15 protein-coding genes and 1 tRNA gene are annotated in these 17,080 nt (G+C 59.1%); 4 read left to right on the forward strand and 12 right to left on the reverse strand.

The window, feature by feature from the left end:
* Nucleotides 1-20: 20 nt before the first annotated feature.
* Nucleotides 21-2,102, reverse strand: a complete 2,082-nt coding sequence (locus tag CKW15_RS04345) for an autotransporter domain-containing protein (RefSeq protein WP_159953392.1) — start codon at nucleotides 2,100-2,102, stop codon at nucleotides 21-23.
* A 1,907-nt stretch (nucleotides 2,103-4,009) separates the two neighbouring features.
* Between CKW15_RS04345 and CKW15_RS28335 the strand changes: the two genes are divergently transcribed.
* A complete protein-coding gene (locus CKW15_RS28335) occupies nucleotides 4,010-4,174 on the forward strand; it encodes a hypothetical protein (protein ID WP_156465553.1) in 165 nt (54 codons plus the stop codon).
* Nucleotides 4,175-4,200: 26 nt separating this feature from the next.
* On the opposite strand, the gene CKW15_RS04355 is transcribed toward CKW15_RS28335, so the two are convergent.
* The 11 genes from CKW15_RS04355 to CKW15_RS04405 all read right to left on the reverse strand — a co-directional run bounded on the left by CKW15_RS04355 (nucleotide 4,201) and on the right by CKW15_RS04405 (nucleotide 12,426).
* Nucleotides 4,201-4,845, reverse strand: coding sequence for a helix-turn-helix domain-containing protein (locus CKW15_RS04355; RefSeq protein WP_060543925.1), 645 nt, complete (start codon nucleotides 4,843-4,845; stop codon nucleotides 4,201-4,203).
* Nucleotides 4,842-5,156, reverse strand: a complete 315-nt coding sequence (locus CKW15_RS04360) for a hypothetical protein (RefSeq protein ID WP_060543926.1) — start codon at nucleotides 5,154-5,156, stop codon at nucleotides 4,842-4,844. The genes CKW15_RS04355 and CKW15_RS04360 overlap by 4 nt, the downstream gene beginning before the upstream one ends.
* A 330-nt stretch (nucleotides 5,157-5,486) precedes the next feature.
* Complete coding sequence (locus CKW15_RS04365) at nucleotides 5,487-7,286, reverse strand: DUF927 domain-containing protein (protein WP_060543927.1); 1,800 nt, start codon at nucleotides 7,284-7,286, stop codon at nucleotides 5,487-5,489.
* Nucleotides 7,273-8,154, reverse strand: a complete 882-nt coding sequence (locus CKW15_RS04370; RefSeq protein WP_095151705.1) for a toprim domain-containing protein — start codon at nucleotides 8,152-8,154, stop codon at nucleotides 7,273-7,275. The genes CKW15_RS04365 and CKW15_RS04370 overlap by 14 nt, the downstream gene beginning before the upstream one ends.
* Nucleotides 8,151-8,429 (reverse strand): hypothetical protein, encoded by a 279-nt coding sequence (locus tag CKW15_RS04375; RefSeq protein ID WP_060543929.1) that lies wholly within the window; start codon nucleotides 8,427-8,429, stop codon nucleotides 8,151-8,153. The genes CKW15_RS04370 and CKW15_RS04375 overlap by 4 nt, the downstream gene beginning before the upstream one ends.
* 6 nt (nucleotides 8,430-8,435) lie before the next feature.
* Entirely contained in the window at nucleotides 8,436-8,636 is a 201-nt protein-coding gene (locus tag CKW15_RS04380; RefSeq protein ID WP_060543930.1) for a DUF3102 domain-containing protein, read from the reverse strand.
* On the reverse strand, nucleotides 8,633-8,800 hold the full coding sequence (locus CKW15_RS28340; protein ID WP_156465554.1) for a hypothetical protein: 168 nt from the start codon (nucleotides 8,798-8,800) through the stop codon (nucleotides 8,633-8,635). Before CKW15_RS28340 ends, CKW15_RS04380 begins: the two co-directional genes overlap by 4 nt.
* Before the next feature lie 326 nt (nucleotides 8,801-9,126).
* The gene (locus tag CKW15_RS04385; RefSeq protein WP_060543931.1) at nucleotides 9,127-9,657 is read right to left on the reverse strand and encodes a KilA-N domain-containing protein; all 531 of its coding nucleotides are present in this window, start codon (nucleotides 9,655-9,657) and stop codon (nucleotides 9,127-9,129) included.
* Complete coding sequence (locus CKW15_RS04390) at nucleotides 9,654-9,872, reverse strand: AlpA family transcriptional regulator (protein WP_060544070.1); 219 nt, start codon at nucleotides 9,870-9,872, stop codon at nucleotides 9,654-9,656. Before CKW15_RS04390 ends, CKW15_RS04385 begins: the two co-directional genes overlap by 4 nt.
* 1,073 nt (nucleotides 9,873-10,945) lie before the next feature.
* On the reverse strand, nucleotides 10,946-12,184 hold the full coding sequence (locus tag CKW15_RS04400) for a tyrosine-type recombinase/integrase (RefSeq protein WP_060544071.1): 1,239 nt from the start codon (nucleotides 12,182-12,184) through the stop codon (nucleotides 10,946-10,948).
* Between the two features lie 165 nt (nucleotides 12,185-12,349).
* Nucleotides 12,350-12,426, reverse strand: a tRNA-Arg gene (locus CKW15_RS04405).
* A gap of 349 nt (nucleotides 12,427-12,775) precedes the next feature.
* Here CKW15_RS04405 and gabD point away from each other — a divergent pair.
* From gabD to CKW15_RS04420, 3 genes are all read left to right on the forward strand, one after another.
* Entirely contained in the window at nucleotides 12,776-14,218 is a 1,443-nt protein-coding gene (gene gabD / locus CKW15_RS04410) for an NADP-dependent succinate-semialdehyde dehydrogenase (protein WP_095060565.1), read from the forward strand.
* 184 nt (nucleotides 14,219-14,402) lie between these two features.
* Nucleotides 14,403-15,680: a 4-aminobutyrate--2-oxoglutarate transaminase gene (gabT, locus tag CKW15_RS04415; protein ID WP_095060567.1), complete on the forward strand. Its 1,278-nt coding sequence runs from the start codon at nucleotides 14,403-14,405 to the stop codon at nucleotides 15,678-15,680.
* Nucleotides 15,681-15,815: 135 nt separating this feature from the next.
* Nucleotides 15,816-17,030, forward strand: coding sequence for a response regulator (locus tag CKW15_RS04420; protein WP_095060569.1), 1,215 nt, complete (start codon nucleotides 15,816-15,818; stop codon nucleotides 17,028-17,030).
* Nucleotides 17,031-17,080: the final 50 nt, after the last annotated feature.

Genomic DNA, 17,080 nt, shown 5'->3' on the forward strand with positions numbered 1-17,080 from the left:
AGCTGACGTTCAAAACGCCATCAGAAATTTACCCGCAACAACCCCGTGAGACCGTTCTCATGGACGTCGCTGGCAAACTGGCCGTTGTAGGTCAGGCTCAGGTTGGTATTGGCTGTCAGGGCTGCCTCGTACCCGAAGTTGACGACCGTCACATCCTCGGCCAGCGGTACGCTGGGTATCCCGAATGTGTTTGTAGTGCGTGCGAATGACATGGTGTCGGAGGATTCAAGGTCGCCAAAAGTGTGTCGCCAGCCCAACCCGCCCTTCACCCGCATTGGCATGTCGTTGCTGAAAAATGTGTAACTGGGCCGTACCCCCAGGGTGCTGAACGTCGCGTCGTTGTCGCTGCTGTCCACTGTGAGTGCCGCCGGCCCACCTTGTTCGTCGAAGCCATCGACATTCACATAGACCCAGGCGATGTCAGCGTATGGCTCCAGCACCATCGGCCCGGCGTTGAACCTGTACCCGACATCGCCGAAGACCTGGGTGGTATTGGCCGAGTAATCTGCGCTGGGGGCGTCACTGAAATCGCCGAAGCTCACCGTCCGTTTGGTATCGATCTCGTTGAACGTATAACTCGTGCCCGCCTTGAGCGACCACGGTCCGATCAGCTCGCCGATATAAATGCCGAGGGTATAGTTATCGCCGTTGGCCGAGCTGTAGGGCGCGTCCACGTCCGACCGTGTGTAGCCGAACAGAACGCCCAGCGTTGTGGTATCGGTGATGTGCGAGTCAATCCCCAGGAACATCCCGCCGGTGTTCACCGATACGTCACCCTGCTCCCGGTCTGCGCCGACACCTTGCACCCACGCGGTCAGGTTTGGGGCCAGTTGCACCCTGTTGTCCGATTGCAGGATGGGAGTGATCGGCTCGTCCAGTGGCGCATCCAGGCGGTCGAAAATCGCGTCCCGCACGAAGTGGCTGTCTTCCAGCATGACAGTCATGTGTGACGGGTAGATCTGTCCGGACAATTGATCAAGGGCAACCCGGATTTCACCCACGGTGGGCAACAGGACGATTCCGCCGAAGATCGGGTTGGTCGGCGGCAACTCATCCACGCCTCCCCCTGTCGAGGTTTGTGGCGGGGTGATCGCGATAGGGGGTAGCGGTGAACTGACACCGGGAGGGATCACTATCGGGGGCTCAGGCGTACCGCCACCAGGAGGAATCACTATTGGGTGCTCTGGCGTACCGCCACCGGGCGGCAACACAACTACTGGCGGTAATGGTGTACCGCCGATGGGCACCTCATTGCGGGCGACAAGAAAGTAAGCGTTGTTCTGGTCGTAAACGAGGCTGACGGTCGACAGCGGCAGTTCTCGGGTCGGATAGGTGAATGTGCCGTTGACGCCGCCGTCGGCGGTGAGGATCGCGTACCGCTGATTCACTACCGGGATAAAGCCATTAAGCAGGGTGGTGGCATTGGCATTGTTCAACGTGGCGGTCCCGCTGGCATGAATCAGGTCCTGCGCGCCGCTTGGATTGAAGTCAACGATGTAATTGGCCGTGGGTGCAGTGGTCAGGTTTCCGGCGATGCTGAGGGTACCGGTTGTATCGCGGGCGGGACCTGGTGAAGTGACACCGCCGATAGTGCTGCTCGGTAGTGTGCCGGTGCCACCGAGGAATGTCCCCGGATGGGTTGTCAGCTGGCTGGAACTTGCGATTGAGCCATTGACGAACAGCAACCCGCTGTTCAGGTTGGTCGTACCGGTGTAGGTATTGCCGGCATTGAGGGTCACCAGTCCGCCAGGGCCGCCGTCACCGTCCATGGCCAGAGAGCCCGGGCCACTGATCACACCGTTCAGGGTGAAACCGGTGCCGACATTTTGCGTAAGTGAAGCGTTGCCGGTCAGGTTGACCGAGCGGCTTGTCGCGAAAGTCTGCTTGGTGTTCAGTCTGCCGTCGCCGATGGTCAATGACCCGGTGGGAGCCCCGAGGTTGTTGTCCGTACTGACGGAAAGAGTGCCAGCGTTGATGGTGGTGCCGCCGGTGTACGTGTTGTTGCCGTTCAGTACCAACGTCCCGCTGCCGTTCTGGGTAACACCACCGTTCCCGATGAGGTTATTGCCGATAGCGATCAAATCGGTGGAGTCGCTGACCACGCCGGGACCGTCGAAGGCAATTGGAAAGCCTACTATTACGTAATCTTGCCCGTTGGCTGCGAATACCCAGGATGATGGGCCTACCCCTGGCGAGAAGGTCATTTCGACCCTGTTTGCGCCGCTGCTGGTGAATAAAGCGTCTTCTCCCGGATTGTCAGGGACACCTTGAGGGGTCCAGGAGCCCGGGCATGTGTAACAACCAGAACCCGTCCAGACGAAAGTCTCGGCAAATACCGGCGCCACAGGCATCAGTCCGATCGAAAGCAACAAGATAATGGGGGGACGTGCCACGCTGCTCACCTCTAGAACAGGACGGCTGATCGCGTCATACACACGCAGCAAATCGCCAGTCAGTCGAGTTGTCACCCTTCGCGAAGAAGGTAGTGAACAGGGTAGTCAAGATTTCGGAGGCTCACCATGAGCTATATCCTTCGACTATTTTTTATTGTGGGTAAAGGTCGCTTAGCTGTTCGATGAACGTCCGATATGGGTCGATATGAGCCTCTCAGCTCTGCCTGGTCGGTCAAGTTCGCCGCAATTTCGCATCCAGATGCGTGACAAGCGAGAAGCGAACCCTCGGTGTTAGCGCTTGGAAAACGTGTCGGCATGCTAACAGTTCTTAACAATTGTGGCATTGCGCGGCGCCCTATGCGTCCCCGTAAGTGAGACACTTTTGAATGCGGATTCCACGCCATTTGGATACCCAGCCCTCGATCATTTGGACGCTCGTTCCACGCTCACTTGGACACCTGACCCGTATCCACATGGACAGGCAGTGGGAGCGCAGCGACGCAGGTTTACATAGTCAGTCTGAAGCCCCTGTTGTCGTCAATTTCGTTGCGCGCCTGCGCATCGATATGCACAGGTCTTCCCGCTTCAAGCGACGGTGGGCGGTAGCTTGTTGCTCGATCTAGGCGATGGTGTTGGCGGTGAATGGCATGGCAGGTGCGGGCGCAACTTGCGGGCTTTGCGCCGGACTTTGCTCCACCCGCACGCCGAAGATGAAAACATCTCAGCACAGGGGAGGCAGTCAAGCTCAAATTAGCTTGTGATCAAAATGATTGATGGTAAGTTTGGCCGTGACCAGTCCATCTATAGAAGTGAGGCCGCGCAAGTCACGGGTGGAATTCGCGGGGCGTTAGATTCCGTCGTATCCACGGAAAATGGCCAATCCGTCCTGCTGTCCAGCGGAGCGCCGCTGGGGCGCGACTTGCACAACCTCAATCAAATGATAGGCCAGGTAACTGATCGGTTTCTAGTAATTCACCCACCAATACCGAACCATCGGTGTTAGCGCTTTGCCAACGTCTCGGCACGTTAGCCATTGTTAGCATTACGCGGCGCCTATGCGTCCCCGTAACTGAGACCTCTGATTGCGGATTCCACGCCACTTGGACACCCAGCCCACGATCATTCGGACGCTCGTTCCACGCTCACCTGGACACCTGATCCGTATCCACTTGGACAGGCAGTCTGAGCGCAGCGACGCTGGTTTACATAGTCAGTTTGAAGTCCCTGTTGCCGTCAATTTCGTTGCGCGCCTGCGCATCTATGTGCACAGGTCTTCCCGCTTCAAGCGACGGTGGGCGGTGGCCTGTTGCTCGATCTAGGCGATGGTGTTTGGCGGTGAATGGCATGGCAGGTGCGGGCGCAACTTGTGGGCTTTGCGCTGGTCTTTGCTCCACCCGAACGCTGAAGATGAAAACATCTCAGCACAGAGGAGGCAGTCAAGATCAAATGAGCTTGTGAGTAAAATGGTCGATGGTAAGTTTGGCCGTGACCAGTCCATCAATAGAAGTGAGGCCGCGCAAGTCACGGGTGGAAGTAGCGGGGCTTTAGATTCCGTCGTATCCACGGTAAATCGCCGATCCGTCCTACTGTCCAGTGGGGCGCCGCTGGAGCGCGACTTGCACAACCTCGATCAAATGATAGGCGAGGGCGGCGAGGCCTGCAACGTGCTGGACCGTGCGACGCTGTTCAGGGAGTCTTCGGCTATTGACGCGGCTCATTCATGGGTTGATTTCGCGATTGAAGCCTGCCATCCCAGGAGTGCTGTTGTTAATTTCAGTTAATGTCATACCGAGCGGAAAACGGCTTTTTAGTCGGTGAAAGTCAGTTGAACAATGCCTTTGCGGGCCCTGCTGTTCATCTCATCCAGTGACAGCTCTTGGTCTACCGTATCGCGTAAGCGCCGCTCCCTTGCCAGGCGTTCACTGGCTCTGCTGGCGAGGTCGGTGAGGATATCAAGCCCCCTAACAAGGGTTGCCGTGCCGCGCCAGTCATTGTCGAACTCGGGACTTAGTTCCCGTACTCGTTTCAGCGCGGAGCGTGCCCGTACTGCGGCAGAGCATATGTTTTGCAGGTCGCGTCGATCTTGGTTGTAGCCGGCGATTGTGATGCTGGCTTGCTCCGCCACACTGCTTGCCAAGCGGCTGAATTGACCCCTTATGGCATCGGCCACAGCGTTCGCGATGACGCCCTGGTTTGTTTCGGCTGCATCGGCGATAGGATCGTCAATCAGCCCGCAGAGATAGTCCAGTGGCACCACGTAGAGCTTGGCATATTCAATGAGAGTACGTAGGGGCGGAATGCGCTCACCTTTCTCTGCTAGCGAAATCTGAGTGGCATTCGAGTATCCCAGGCGTTCGGCGGCGATGCTTGCCTTCATACCTGCACAAGTGCGGGCAGCGCGCAGGCGTTTGCCAATGGAGCGTGCCAAAGTATCGTTTTTAACAAAAGTCATGGGTGCAGCTCCATAGGCGTGTTTTCGTAGTCGGCGCGCAGGTCGGCGCCAGCCAGGCAGTGACGGGCTGTAGGCGCATAGCAGGCGCGGCAGGTCATAACGTGATTCAGGTATTGATCACGGGCGTGGCGCCACTCGGGTGCGGCATTGGCGGCGTTGGTGTAGGTGCTTGCCGGTAATTGGCCGGGGCGCTCGATGCGATCCACCAACAGCAGGCGCGGGCGATCCGGGGTGCGATTCGCCATGGTCGGTTTATCGGCGCCAGCAATGGTCGGGGGCATGTGATCGAGCAGGCCGGAAAGGAGGCTCATTGCGCCACCTCGCCCGGATTGCCATACATCCCAAATGTGTCTGTGAAAATAAATCGGGGGAACGGGGGTACGGGGGGAACACCCAGTGTTTCCGGGGCCTCCAGAGGGGGAACCTGTACCCCACCGTTTTTTTGGGGGAACAGTGATAACCAAATGTCAGAAAATACACAGACTCTTATATTTAAAAACATGTTTGTGTTCCCCCTGTTCCCCAACACTTCAATAAGGGGGAACGGCTATAGGCCACGGTTTTACTGGCCGTTCCCCCGTTCCCCCTGTTCCCCACGAAAATAGGTTCCTGTGAATCCGGGCAATGACGCTGGGTGGTGTTCATGGGCTGACCCCTTCGCCATCCATGGCTTCTTGGTCGATGGCATACAGGCGGGCAGACCCACCAGCGGGCAGGCGGTATTTCTTGGTTTTGCGGCTGTCTCGGTCGGTATCGTGCTTGGCGATAGCGCCAGCGCCTTCTAGCGCCTTCACTACTCGCGTCAGCCCGTGCCCATGTGCTGCTTCGGTCAGCGCCGACTTGTTGAACAGGTAGAGGCGCTTACCGGCCACCACTTCCCAGTAGCCGGCGCGGTTGAACACCTTGGCGTCTACCTCGGGCGCGTCCACGTCGGAAAAGCGGCTACTACCGTGCTTGTCGATAAAGTCCAGGATGCCGGCCAGGATCTGGCGGTCTTCGGCATTGCCACTGCCGACGCGGCTCAGCCATTCGCCATACAGCAACTGGCAGTCGGCTAGGGCACTCCCCGGCGTCCAGGGCAACAGGTCATAGGCGATGGCCATTTCCCCCGCTAATGCGATGACGGCGAAGCGGTCGGCCACACGTCCAGCCTGGGCGTTGTCCTCGATGAAGCTGGCGCGGATACCGGCGAAGTCTTCCAGCAGGCCGGGGCGGTCATCACTGGCGAGCAGCTTCTCCACGAACGCTGGCCCGAGATGCCCGTGGTGGGCGCCGACAGCAACGGTCAGCAGGCGGTGGAAGTCCGCTCCCGCAAGGCCGTGCAATTCATCGAAGGCCCGGTGGGTGCGAGTACCGGCGTTCACGTCCACCATGCGCAGCTCAGCGCCAGCATGGGCTGCATTACCGCCGATGGCCGCGTGTTCAGACAGGGAGCGTTCGCCACTCGACAGCGCCAGCAGACGCCACGACAGCTTGGCCCGACCTTCCCGCTCGCGGGTCATGGTGCCTTTGCCCTGGCCGTTGGCGAGCGAGTACGCCATCTCCTGTACACGCTTGGGGTCGGCGCGTTTGATTTCATCCAGAGGCAGCATGGTGTCATTGCGGCCTGATGCCTCGATTTCCAAACCGCCCTTGGTCATGTCCCACGACGCAGCAAAGATGCCGGGGTCGCCCCATACCGAGGAACCGATTAGTTGCGCAAGTGACTTGCCGCTGGAGCTGTCGCCCACCAGATGCACACCACCGCCCAGCACGCCGACCAGACTCAGCAGCGGGCCAGCGAGGGCGCAGCCAATCGCCAGCGTCAGTATCGGATTGCCCTCGCACTTGGCCGCGACCTCGGCTTTCCAGTGCTCCAGGTCGCCGCGCAGGCTGAACAGGTTCTGTCCCTTGCCGCTGGCCTGATACCGCACCTTGTCGCTGCCAAGGGTGCGCCCTGGCAACACGAATGCCCCCGACTCATGCCAGCCCGGTCGGCAGGTGGTGGCGAACACCTCGGCGGGCCGCTGCTCAAGCAAATACTCCATGAACTGGCCGCGCTTCTTGAGGGCGATAATCACGCCCATACCGAACAGCTGGCGCCTGGCGTCTTCCCCGCTGCCGCCGAACACCTCCATGGGAATAATCCATTCCTTGGTGCCGCTCTCCGTGACTAGGCGCAGGAAACGCCCCTCGCTGCCGTCATCGCTATTGGTGGTGCGAGCGGCGACGGTCACGGGGGTGGAGATCCATTCGTCAGTGATCGGGCGGTCTGTCTTGTCGTCGTCGGCATCATCGTCGGCGGCGCTGCGTTTGAAGCCGTGCCAGTACACGCCGGGGCGCAATCTGCGGCCTTTCTCATTCGTCACCCAGTGATCGTAAACGCCCCAGCATGGGCGCTCAGGCTCGACCATGGGCGCTTCGGGGCGCAAGTTGATCACGTTGTTTTCAGGCGTACCCATGGGCGCGTCTCCAGGTGGCGAGGTCGTTGTAGTCGGATAGGTGGGCGGGCGCATCGGCGGGCCACTCGGGGAATGTCACCAAGCCGCCACAGGCTGCGGCGGCGGCATTGGCGGCGGTGCGTCCGGGGTTGCCCTCGGTCATTCGGTCGTCATCGCCGGTAAGGATGATTTCCAGATTCGGGTAGCGAGCACGCAGCGCCAGCGCGGTCGGCTTGAGGTTGCCGGCGTTCATGGCAGCCGCCACGGTGTAGCTGCCATCCTGGTGAAGCGTGGCCCCCGTGGCCCAGCCTTCGCAGATACACAGCGGACGGCCGACGGCGACCTGGCCCAGCGCCGAATAGCAGCCCTTTACACGGCCACCAGCCATGAAACGCTTGCTGCCGTCCGGAGCGATGCGTTGCAGGTTGACCAGCATGCCATCGGCATACAGCGGCACCAGCAACTCGTCATTGCGCTGGCGCAGGCCGTGGGGGCGAACGCTCTTGGTGATCAAATAGGCGTGGCCAGGGTCGGCGCGTCGTGCGTCACGCCACCAGCGTTGAGCAAGGGTTGCCGCGCTCAGTTGGCGTTGGCGTTGCTCGGCCTCGCGTTGCTGGCGGGCCTGCTCGATGCGTTGACGCACCTGTTCGGTTTCACGGTGGTCGGCAGGTTCACGGCTGTTCCAGGTGTGGGTGCCGCCAGCCTTCCAACTGCCGAACGCACCCGAGGCGATGCCATCGAGATAGAGCACGTACCACCCATTGAGTGATCCGGACTTGTCGTCCGGAACGCGGAAACGATGAATCGCACCATCGGGCACGGGGAGCCAGTCGAGCGGCCCAAACACTGACTGGAGCGCGCCACGAAAAAGGATTGCTGTGTCTGTCATGCGGCACCTCGTGCAGCGCCAGCAAAGGCCCGCATGACCTGACCGTTATTCACTGCGTGCCATTGCGTGAAGTCGTCCACCGACTTGACCAAGGCAGACGTGACAACGGCGTCAGCGCTGCGCATGACTACGCGCCCGCACTCAGCGTCGGCTTCGGTCAAGAAGGGGCCTAGCAATGCCTTAGCGATCTTCGGATGGGTGACGTAAAAAAGCGTCGTTGTTTTCTTAGGGCAAGCCTTCGGCGTTCCCGCTTTTTTGCAGGTTTGGTTATTCATGGTGGGTTAAGCCTCTACGGGGTCAGGGCTGGCGCTGGTCGCCGCTGGCTCGCTCGATGTCAGCTTCATGTCTGCTTGAGCCGTGCGCGTTGCCGCCGTCACGCTTTCCGCCAGCCATGCGTTCCATTGACCGTGCGGAACCTGTTCCTGGACCAGATTGAGGCTGTGCCCACTGGCGATGGCGGTGACAGTTGATTGCTTGTTCATTGCTCATCCCCGACAGCTTCCAGGCTGCGGACGATTGCCATGTGGGCGTTGTAACGGGTGAGGCGGACAGATAGGGATGAGTCAGCACGAAGGGCGCTTAAGGCCATGCGGCGGTGAGCAAGTGCGCGGATTTTGGACGAATTGAGGCTGAGGATGTGTTGCATGGGTACAGCTCCTTTTGCTGGGGAGCCGCCACCTTCGTGACCAAACGAATGGAGGCGGACTGTATGCGGGTTGGTCAACCGGGGCAAAAGGAACCCGGCAGGCGCGAACGCCTCCCACACACAGCCGCCATAACTCGAAACGACAGGCACAAAAAAAGCGCCTGCGTTTTTATGGGGCGCTTGTGCGCCTTTTGCTTTATCGAGTGACCAAACCCGAGTCACTGAATTTGCAGCGACGGGCGAACGATACCGCCGCTGGGCGAACTTGGCAACACTCGGGGGAGATTGGGTGGGAGTGATGCAGTGACGCCAAGTAGTGCTAATTTTCATGACTCATCCAGTGCAAGGGGCAGCTGTAGTTGTTCTCTCCAGTAGGCAATGCTTTGTTCGAGACCGGGCCTGCTCCAGCGCCAATTAGCCAGAAGACTCCCCCCTTGGCTCGCCTCGTTCTTTCTATCATCCAGCAACTGGCAAGCTTGTCCGTAATTCTGACGAGTCGCTGGATCAGTGTTCAGTAATCCGTCGATACGCATGTCGCACCAGACGGAGAACTTGGCGTCGCACCAACGAGCAAAGGTAATTGCCAGCTTGGGATGAAGCCAAGTACCGCCACCGCGATCCGCCCGCGCCTTGCTTGTTTTTACATACCCCGAATTCCGGGTATGTAGAATTTCCGACTGTTCGCCCGTTAAAAACTCATCCAAAGCGCAGATGTATTCCAGTGCGTCGGTGTTCTCAAACCATCTATCTAGCCGCTTGCCGAACCTCTCGGCAATCTGCGTTGCATTAAGCCAGCCGTCAGCGTTAAACCGCACGGCTTGGCCCTGGTAGTCGAATGGAATGATTGGAGCGCTCATGCGGCATCTCGCGCTTCGATCTTGGCCAACAACCAAGCGTCCACCTCCGCCACAACGTAATAAGCCGCAGCTTGCCGGGAGTCACCATCCTTGATCGGTTTTGGGAACGTTGGATCTTTCTTTCGCAGCTTGTCCAGGCCGGAGCGGGACAAGTCGAGCCAGACGCAGAGCGCGGACTGGCGGATAAGGGCTTTTCTCTGGATTTCGTTGCTCATGGGTGTGTCCGTGTGGATATGGATGACTCCCACCATTTTCCACATGGATTAAGCCGTGTATCCCTCGTTAATTTGCTCCAAGACCGCTGTTGACTCGCAAGCTGCCGAACTGAACGCAGCGCAGCAGTTGGGGCTTGCTCAACGACTAGCCTTCCCTGATAGCCGCTCTATGCTTTTGGGGGAGAGTAGGATTCCTGCTGCCGTGAACGCTGCGGTGGTAAACGCTATTCGAGGAGATATTTGCGGGTCCTTGGTGGATGCCCCATTACGGTTTCTTTTCCTGCGTTCCTGCCTATAGCCTTTCCACATCCGTTGATATACGCGGGATAGTTGGACATCGACTTGATGCGATAAAACTCTGCGCCACTTGGAGCTCAGCTCCGCATCGACCCTAACGAAGCTATCCATCGTCACCTTCTTTATCGGCAACAATCCGAGAGTCGGCAGAGGACCAAATTGGTCGCGTTTCTGACAGTCATTCCAGATGTTCAGGCAGGCGAGTGCCAGGTCTGTCTGATGTGGCTTATGCTTTGGTCCTCGACGTCCCCTTTCGGCGGCAACCCTGCCCCAACTCTCGATTATCGCCTTCCTGATCGTCCTCGGCCCAACTGTTTCTCCCCCGCCTAGATCGTCACTAGGAATCCAGTGGAGCTCTCGGTATAACGATTCCGCTAGCTCCCGATTTCCGTTCTGCAAAGCTCTCGTCTGAGCCGCCCAGTTGCTATCGGTGATCCTGCTCAGGGATTCGTTGTAGATGTGATCTGTGAGGGAGGAGCATTTGCTCAAGGCGTCTAAGAGATGAGCATCATCCATGGCTGTCATGGCTTTCATTTCACGTCGGCTGCCTCTCAAGGTTGCAGCCTTTAGCTTGCGCTCCTCGTGGTGCCCTTTTGCTACTGCGACGTAGTTCAGCAGAGCGCGGAGGCGGCACTCGCAAATCCGGTACTCAGTCAGTACGAGTGCTTGGGATATAAGCTTTTCGTTCTCTGTCGCAGTGACTGCCGCTTCAAAGGGGAGTCTTGACCAATGCGGTTCGTCCCTCTCGGACAAGATTGTTCCGTCCATTTGTGTCGTCATGCTCGCTTGAACTCCACCACATTGCCCGCAGCCAGTCTATCCAGGTGGTCGGCATACCACTGCATCATGGTGCGTCGTTGTTCTAGATAGGTAGCTTTGTTGTAAACGCCGGCAATCCCGTCTTTGACGTGCGATAGCTGAGCCTCAATGTGGTTTTCGTCAAAGCTATTTTCATTGAGGATCGTGCTGGCGATGTGTCTGAACCCATGGCCGGTCTGCCGACCTTCATAGCCAAGTCGGCGCAGGGCCATCAGGAAGACGGTATTGGAGCGCGGCTTGGTGGTGTCGCTACGGCCAGGGAACAGCAGTAAATAAGCTCCGGTGAGGTTGTGCAGATCGCGCAGCAGTTCCACGGCTTGGCGGGGGAGGGGAAACATATGCTCGCGACGGCGCTTCATCCGTTCAGCGGGAATCGTCCAAAGGCCAGTGTCTAGATCGAACTCAGACCACCGGGCCTCTCGCAGCTCAGACGGCCGGCAGGCGAGCATAGACAGTAAGTGCAGACCAATACGAATGTCGGTAGCGCTCGGGTACGCTCTGATGGCTCGTAACAGGGGCGGCAGTTCGTCGATTGAAACATGGGCATAGTTCTCGGCTGGCTTGGTCAGCAGAAATTTATGCAGCCCTTCCAGCGGGTTGTGAGTGGCGCGGCCAGTGACGCGGGCCAGGTCGTAAATTTCCCGGCATATAGCACGTACCCGGCTAGTCTGTTCGACAATGCCGGTCTGTTCCATGCCGCGCAGGAACTCCATCCATTCCATCGGCAGAACGCCTTGATAGGGTCGCTTACCAAAGACTGGGAACACGTGAAGTTCCAGTGCACCTATGACCCTGGTCGCCGTCCCGGCACTCCACCCTTTGCGCTTGTTGGCGTACCACTCGCGAGCCAGATGCTCGAAAGTATTGTTGGCTGCCTCGCGCTCCGCTGCCTTTTGGGCGCGCTGGGTGGCGAGCATGCTGCCATCTTTCGTTGTGCTATCGCGTAGTTCTGCTGCTTTCTGGCGCGCCTGTTCGCCGGTCAACTGGTGGCTACCTTTACCATAGCCTCCAAGGCCTAGCCAGGACCATTTGCCATCGGCTTTTTTGTAGCGCAGCTCCCAGGACTTTTGGCCGGTTGGCTTCACTCGCAGATAGAGCCCAGCGCCATCTAGCTCCCGGTAGGTACTGGCCTCTGGCTCAAGGCTGGCCAGGGTAGTGTCTGCCATCGGACGACGCTTAATCTCCGAACGCTTCATGCGTGTATGCCCCAGTTTCAAAGTATTGGCGAGCATACAAGCAGGCATACACGGGGCGCAATGCTGTGTGGGTTCATTCGTAAACGTACAGACACAAGAAAGCCCGCACAGGGCGGGCTTCTTGGGGTGTTTCCAGTCATGTGGGAACATGTGGAAACTAATGGTTGGTGCACCAGGCGGGATTCGAACCCACGACCCCTGCCTTCGGAGGGCAGTACTCTATCCAGCTGAGCTACTGGTGCAATGCGGGCGCCATGATACTCATATGCATTGCGGGCGTCCATGCTGCTGAATCGTCTGCGTTTTTCGAAGCTGTTATAGGCGTTTGCTACGCTGATCAGAAAAATGAGGCAAAAACGACGTTTTCGTTCTTTTTTTCGAACAGCCTATTGTCCTTTACCCCCTTTGATCCTAGGATTCGTTTGAGATTTCAAACGCTCTTGTCTGGGTGCTGAACCGCACGAGTTCAATCAGTGCGCTATTTATGTGCTTCAGCCCGGTGAATGATTTCCCTGACGGCAGCCTATTGAGGCGCCTTTCTACAATCATAATTCGCTCCGTATTGTTACGGTGCTGTTAAGGAAAGCCGACATGCAGCTTAAAGACACCCAGTTGTTTCGCCAGCAAGCCTTCATCGATGGCGCGTGGGTCGATGCGGACAATGGTCAGACGATCAAGGTCAACAACCCGGCAACGGGCGAAATTCTGGGCACTGTGCCGAAAATGGGCGCTGCCGAAACCCGCCGTGCAATCGAAGCCGCTGATAAAGCGCTGCCGGCCTGGCGTGCACTGACCGCCAAGGACCGTGCGAACAAGCTGCGTCGCTGGTTCGAACTGATCATCGAGAACCAGGACGACCTGGCTCGCCTGATGACCATGGAACAAGGCAAGCCATTGGCCGAAGCCAAGGGCGAAATCGTTTACGCCGCTTCCTTCATCGAGTGGTTCGCCGAAGAAGCCAAGCGCATCTACGGTGATGTGATTCCGGGCCACCAGCCAGACAAGCGCCTGATCGTGATCAAGCAGCCAATCGGCGTGACCGCTGCAATCACCCCGTGGAACTTCCCGGCTGCAATGATCACCCGTAAAGCCGGCCCGGCCCTGGCCGCCGGTTGCACCATGGTGCTCAAGCCTGCTTCGCAAACTCCGTTCTCCGCGTTCGCCCTGGCTGAACTGGCCCAGCGTGCCGGCATCCCGGCTGGCGTGTTCAGCGTGGTGTCCGGCAGCGCCGGCGACATCGGCAGCGAGCTGACCAGCAACCCGATCGTGCGCAAACTGTCCTTCACCGGTTCGACCGAAATCGGTCGTCAACTGATGTCGGAATGCGCCAAGGACATCAAAAAAGTGTCCCTGGAACTGGGTGGCAATGCGCCGTTCATCGTGTTCGACGACGCGGACCTGGATAAGGCCGTCGAAGGCGCGATCATTTCCAAATACCGTAACAACGGCCAGACCTGCGTCTGCGCCAACCGCCTGTACATTCAGGATTCGGTGTACGACGCGTTCGCCGAAAAACTGAAAGTGGCTGTGGCCAAACTCAAGATCGGCAACGGTCTGGAAGACGGCACCACCACCGGCCCGCTGATCGACGAAAAAGCGGTCGCCAAGGTACAAGAGCACATCGCTGACGCCGTCTCCAAAGGCGCCACGGTGCTGTCCGGCGGCAAGCCGATGGAAGGCAACTTCTTCGAACCGACCATTTTGACCAACGTGCCGAACAACGCGGCCGTGGCCAAGGAAGAAACCTTCGGTCCATTGGCTCCACTGTTCCGCTTCAAAGACGAAGCCGATGTGATCGCGATGTCCAACGACACCGAATTCGGTCTGGCCTCGTACTTTTATGCTCGCGACCTGGGTCGTGTGTTCCGTGTGGCTGAAGCCCTGGAATACGGCATGGTTGGCGTCAACACCGGCCTGATCTCCAACGAAGTCGCGCCGTTCGGCGGCATCAAGGCCTCGGGCCTGGGCCGTGAAGGCTCCAAGTACGGCATCGAAGATTACCTGGAAATCAAATACCTCTGCCTGGGCATCTAAGCCCGGCAAGGCATTGCTTCAAGCGCAAAGGGCACGAGAGCGCTGACCCTTTGCGCCGCTTCAAACGGAATTTTATCTGCGGCCGGGAACGCTGTAGCAGTCGATCATCGCATGCTGCCACCGTTGACTCCCCGCCGCATTTTCCTTGAACCACGCCGCCCGATGAGCGGCGAATGAGGACTTTATGAGCAAGACTAACGCTTCTTTGATGGCCCGCCGTACCGCTGCTGTTCCACGTGGTGTTGGCCAGATTCACCCGATCTTCGCCGAGTCCGCGAAAAACGCGACCGTAATCGACGTTGAAGGTCGCGAGTTCATCGACTTCGCTGGCGGTATCGCTGTGCTGAACACCGGCCACGTGCACCCGAAAATCATCGCCGCCGTGACCGAGCAGTTGAACAAGCTGACCCACACTTGCTTCCAGGTACTGGCCTACGAGCCGTACGTGGAAGTGTGCGAAAAAATCAACGCCAAGGTCCCAGGTGATTTCGAGAAGAAAACCCTGCTGGTCACCACCGGTTCCGAAGCGGTAGAAAACGCCGTGAAAATCGCCCGTGCCGCCACTGGCCGTGCCGGCGTGATCGCGTTCACCGGCGCCTACCACGGTCGCACCATGATGACCTTGGGTCTGACCGGTAAAGTCGTGCCTTACTCGGCCGGCATGGGCCTGATGCCAGGCGGCGTGTTCCGCGCCCTGTACCCGAATGAGCTGCACGGTGTGAGCATCGACGATTCGATCGCCAGCATCGAACGCGTCTTCAAGAACGATGCAGAGCCGCGTGACATCGCTGCAATCATCATCGAGCCGGTTCAGGGCGAAGGCGGTTTCTACGTTGCGCCTAAAGAATTCATGAAGCGTCTGCGTGCACTGTGCGACCAGCACGGCATCCTGCTGATCGCCGACGAAGTACAGACGGGCGCTGGCCGTACCGGTACGTTCTTCGCCATGGAACAGATGGGCGTTGCTGCCGACCTGACCACCTTCGCCAAATCCATCGCTGGCGGCTTCCCGCTGGCCGGTGTGTGCGGCAAGGCCGAATACATGGATGCCATCGCTCCAGGCGGCCTGGGCGGCACCTACGCCGGTAGCCCGATCGCTTGCGCCGCGGCCCTGGCCGTGATGGAAGTGTTCGAAGAAGAACACCTGCTGGACCGCTGCAAGGCTGTCGGCGAGCGTCTGGTCACCGGCCTGAAAGCCATCCAGGCCAAGTACCCGGTAATCGGTGAAGTCCGCGCCCTGGGTGCGATGATCGCTGTCGAGCTGTTCGAAAACGGCGACAGCCACAAGCCAAACGCTGCCGCTGTGGCATCGGTTGTGGCCAAGGCTCGCGACAAGGGTCTGATCCTGCTGTCCTGCGGCACCTACGGCAACGTTCTGCGCGTCCTGGTACCGCTGACCTCGCCGGACGAGCAACTGGACAAAGGTCTGGCGATCATCGAAGAGTGCTTCTCCGAGCTCTGATCACCGAGTGTGACCTGATCCACAAAAAACCCGCTTCGGCGGGTTTTTTACGCCCCTTGAAACGCATCCAGCGCATTAGCGCTGTATCGAAGGGCCAGCATTGGCTAAGGTTTCTGCATTGCCAGGGAGCGTTGTATGCCAGCCGTCACTTTGCCCGCCGTTCCACGCGTACTGATCGCCGAGGCTGACCCTTGGTCCCGGGACCTGCTCAAGGAAGTGCTGTTGAACGTTCGCTGCGATGCGCGGCTGGACTTGTGCGCCGACGGTCAGCACGCACTGGAGTTGCTGGCGGCTAATCCTTACGACCTGGTGATCGCTGACTGGGAGTTGCCCGGCGTCGATGGCCTGAATGTCTTGCGCAGTGTTCGCCAGCGCAAACGCAACCCGCCGCTGCCCTACATGCTGATGAGCAGTCGCAACGACAGCGCCAGTGTGCGTGAAGCTCTGCCGCTCGCACCGACGGCGTATCTGACCAAGCCCCTGAACATGGAAAGCCTGACCCGCCGCTTGCAGGATTTGCTGCTGGACGCTGGCGAAGAGGTGTCGTGTGAAGTGCCGGCGCTGGCACCGGGGATGACATTGCCGGTGTTTCTGGAGCGTCGTCGCGAGCTGGCAGAGGGTGCGCCGCTGATGACGGACGTGCAGGTAGCAGTCAAGCGCAGCCTCAATCCCAACGGCCTCGATCTGACCGTGCTCGAAGACGAAATCCGCACCGATCCGCAGGTCACTGCTGTGCTCATCGCTGCGGCCAATAGCGCGGCCCAGCATCATGGCGCGGCGGTACAGACGTTGTCCCAGGCGCTGCACCGCCTGGGCACCGGGCAGAGCATGAACCTGATCCTCGGGCTGGCACTCAAGCGCAGTGCACGGCTCAGCGATCCTTGCCTGGCCGACTACGCCGAGCGGTACTGGGAGCTGTCGTTGCACACGGCCGAATTTGCGCGAACCCTGGCGCGCTTGCTCGATCTGGATCAGGAGCGCTGCTACTGCGCCGGCATGCTGCACCGTCTCGGTGATCTGGCGCTGCTTCGGTGTTTGCAGGAATGGAAGCAGGCCGGGGGTGAGCTGGATGAATTGGAGGAGGTCGGCGAGTCGCTGGCCAAATTCGGCGCAGCCTATGGTTCGGCGCTGCGCACCCGTTGGCGTCTGCCGTTGGAGTTGCGCGAGTTGATTGCAGCGGCCTACCAGCTCGGTGGCGGGGTTTACTCGCGCGAAGCGCTGGTGATGAACATGGCGGCGCAGCTGGCGCGTCTGACCGAGCACGAGGGCATCGAGGCGCTGGCGAAGAGCCGGACGGCGCGGTTGCTCAAGATCGGCTTGCCGGAGTTGATGCGGTTGCGCAAGAAGTAAGTTTCACGCGAATTTTTGTGGGCGCGAGCCTTGTGGCGAGGGGCCTTGCC

It is taken from the genome of Pseudomonas sp. Irchel s3b5 (assembly GCF_900187435.1).
Lineage (GTDB): Bacteria > Pseudomonadota > Gammaproteobacteria > Pseudomonadales > Pseudomonadaceae > Aquipseudomonas.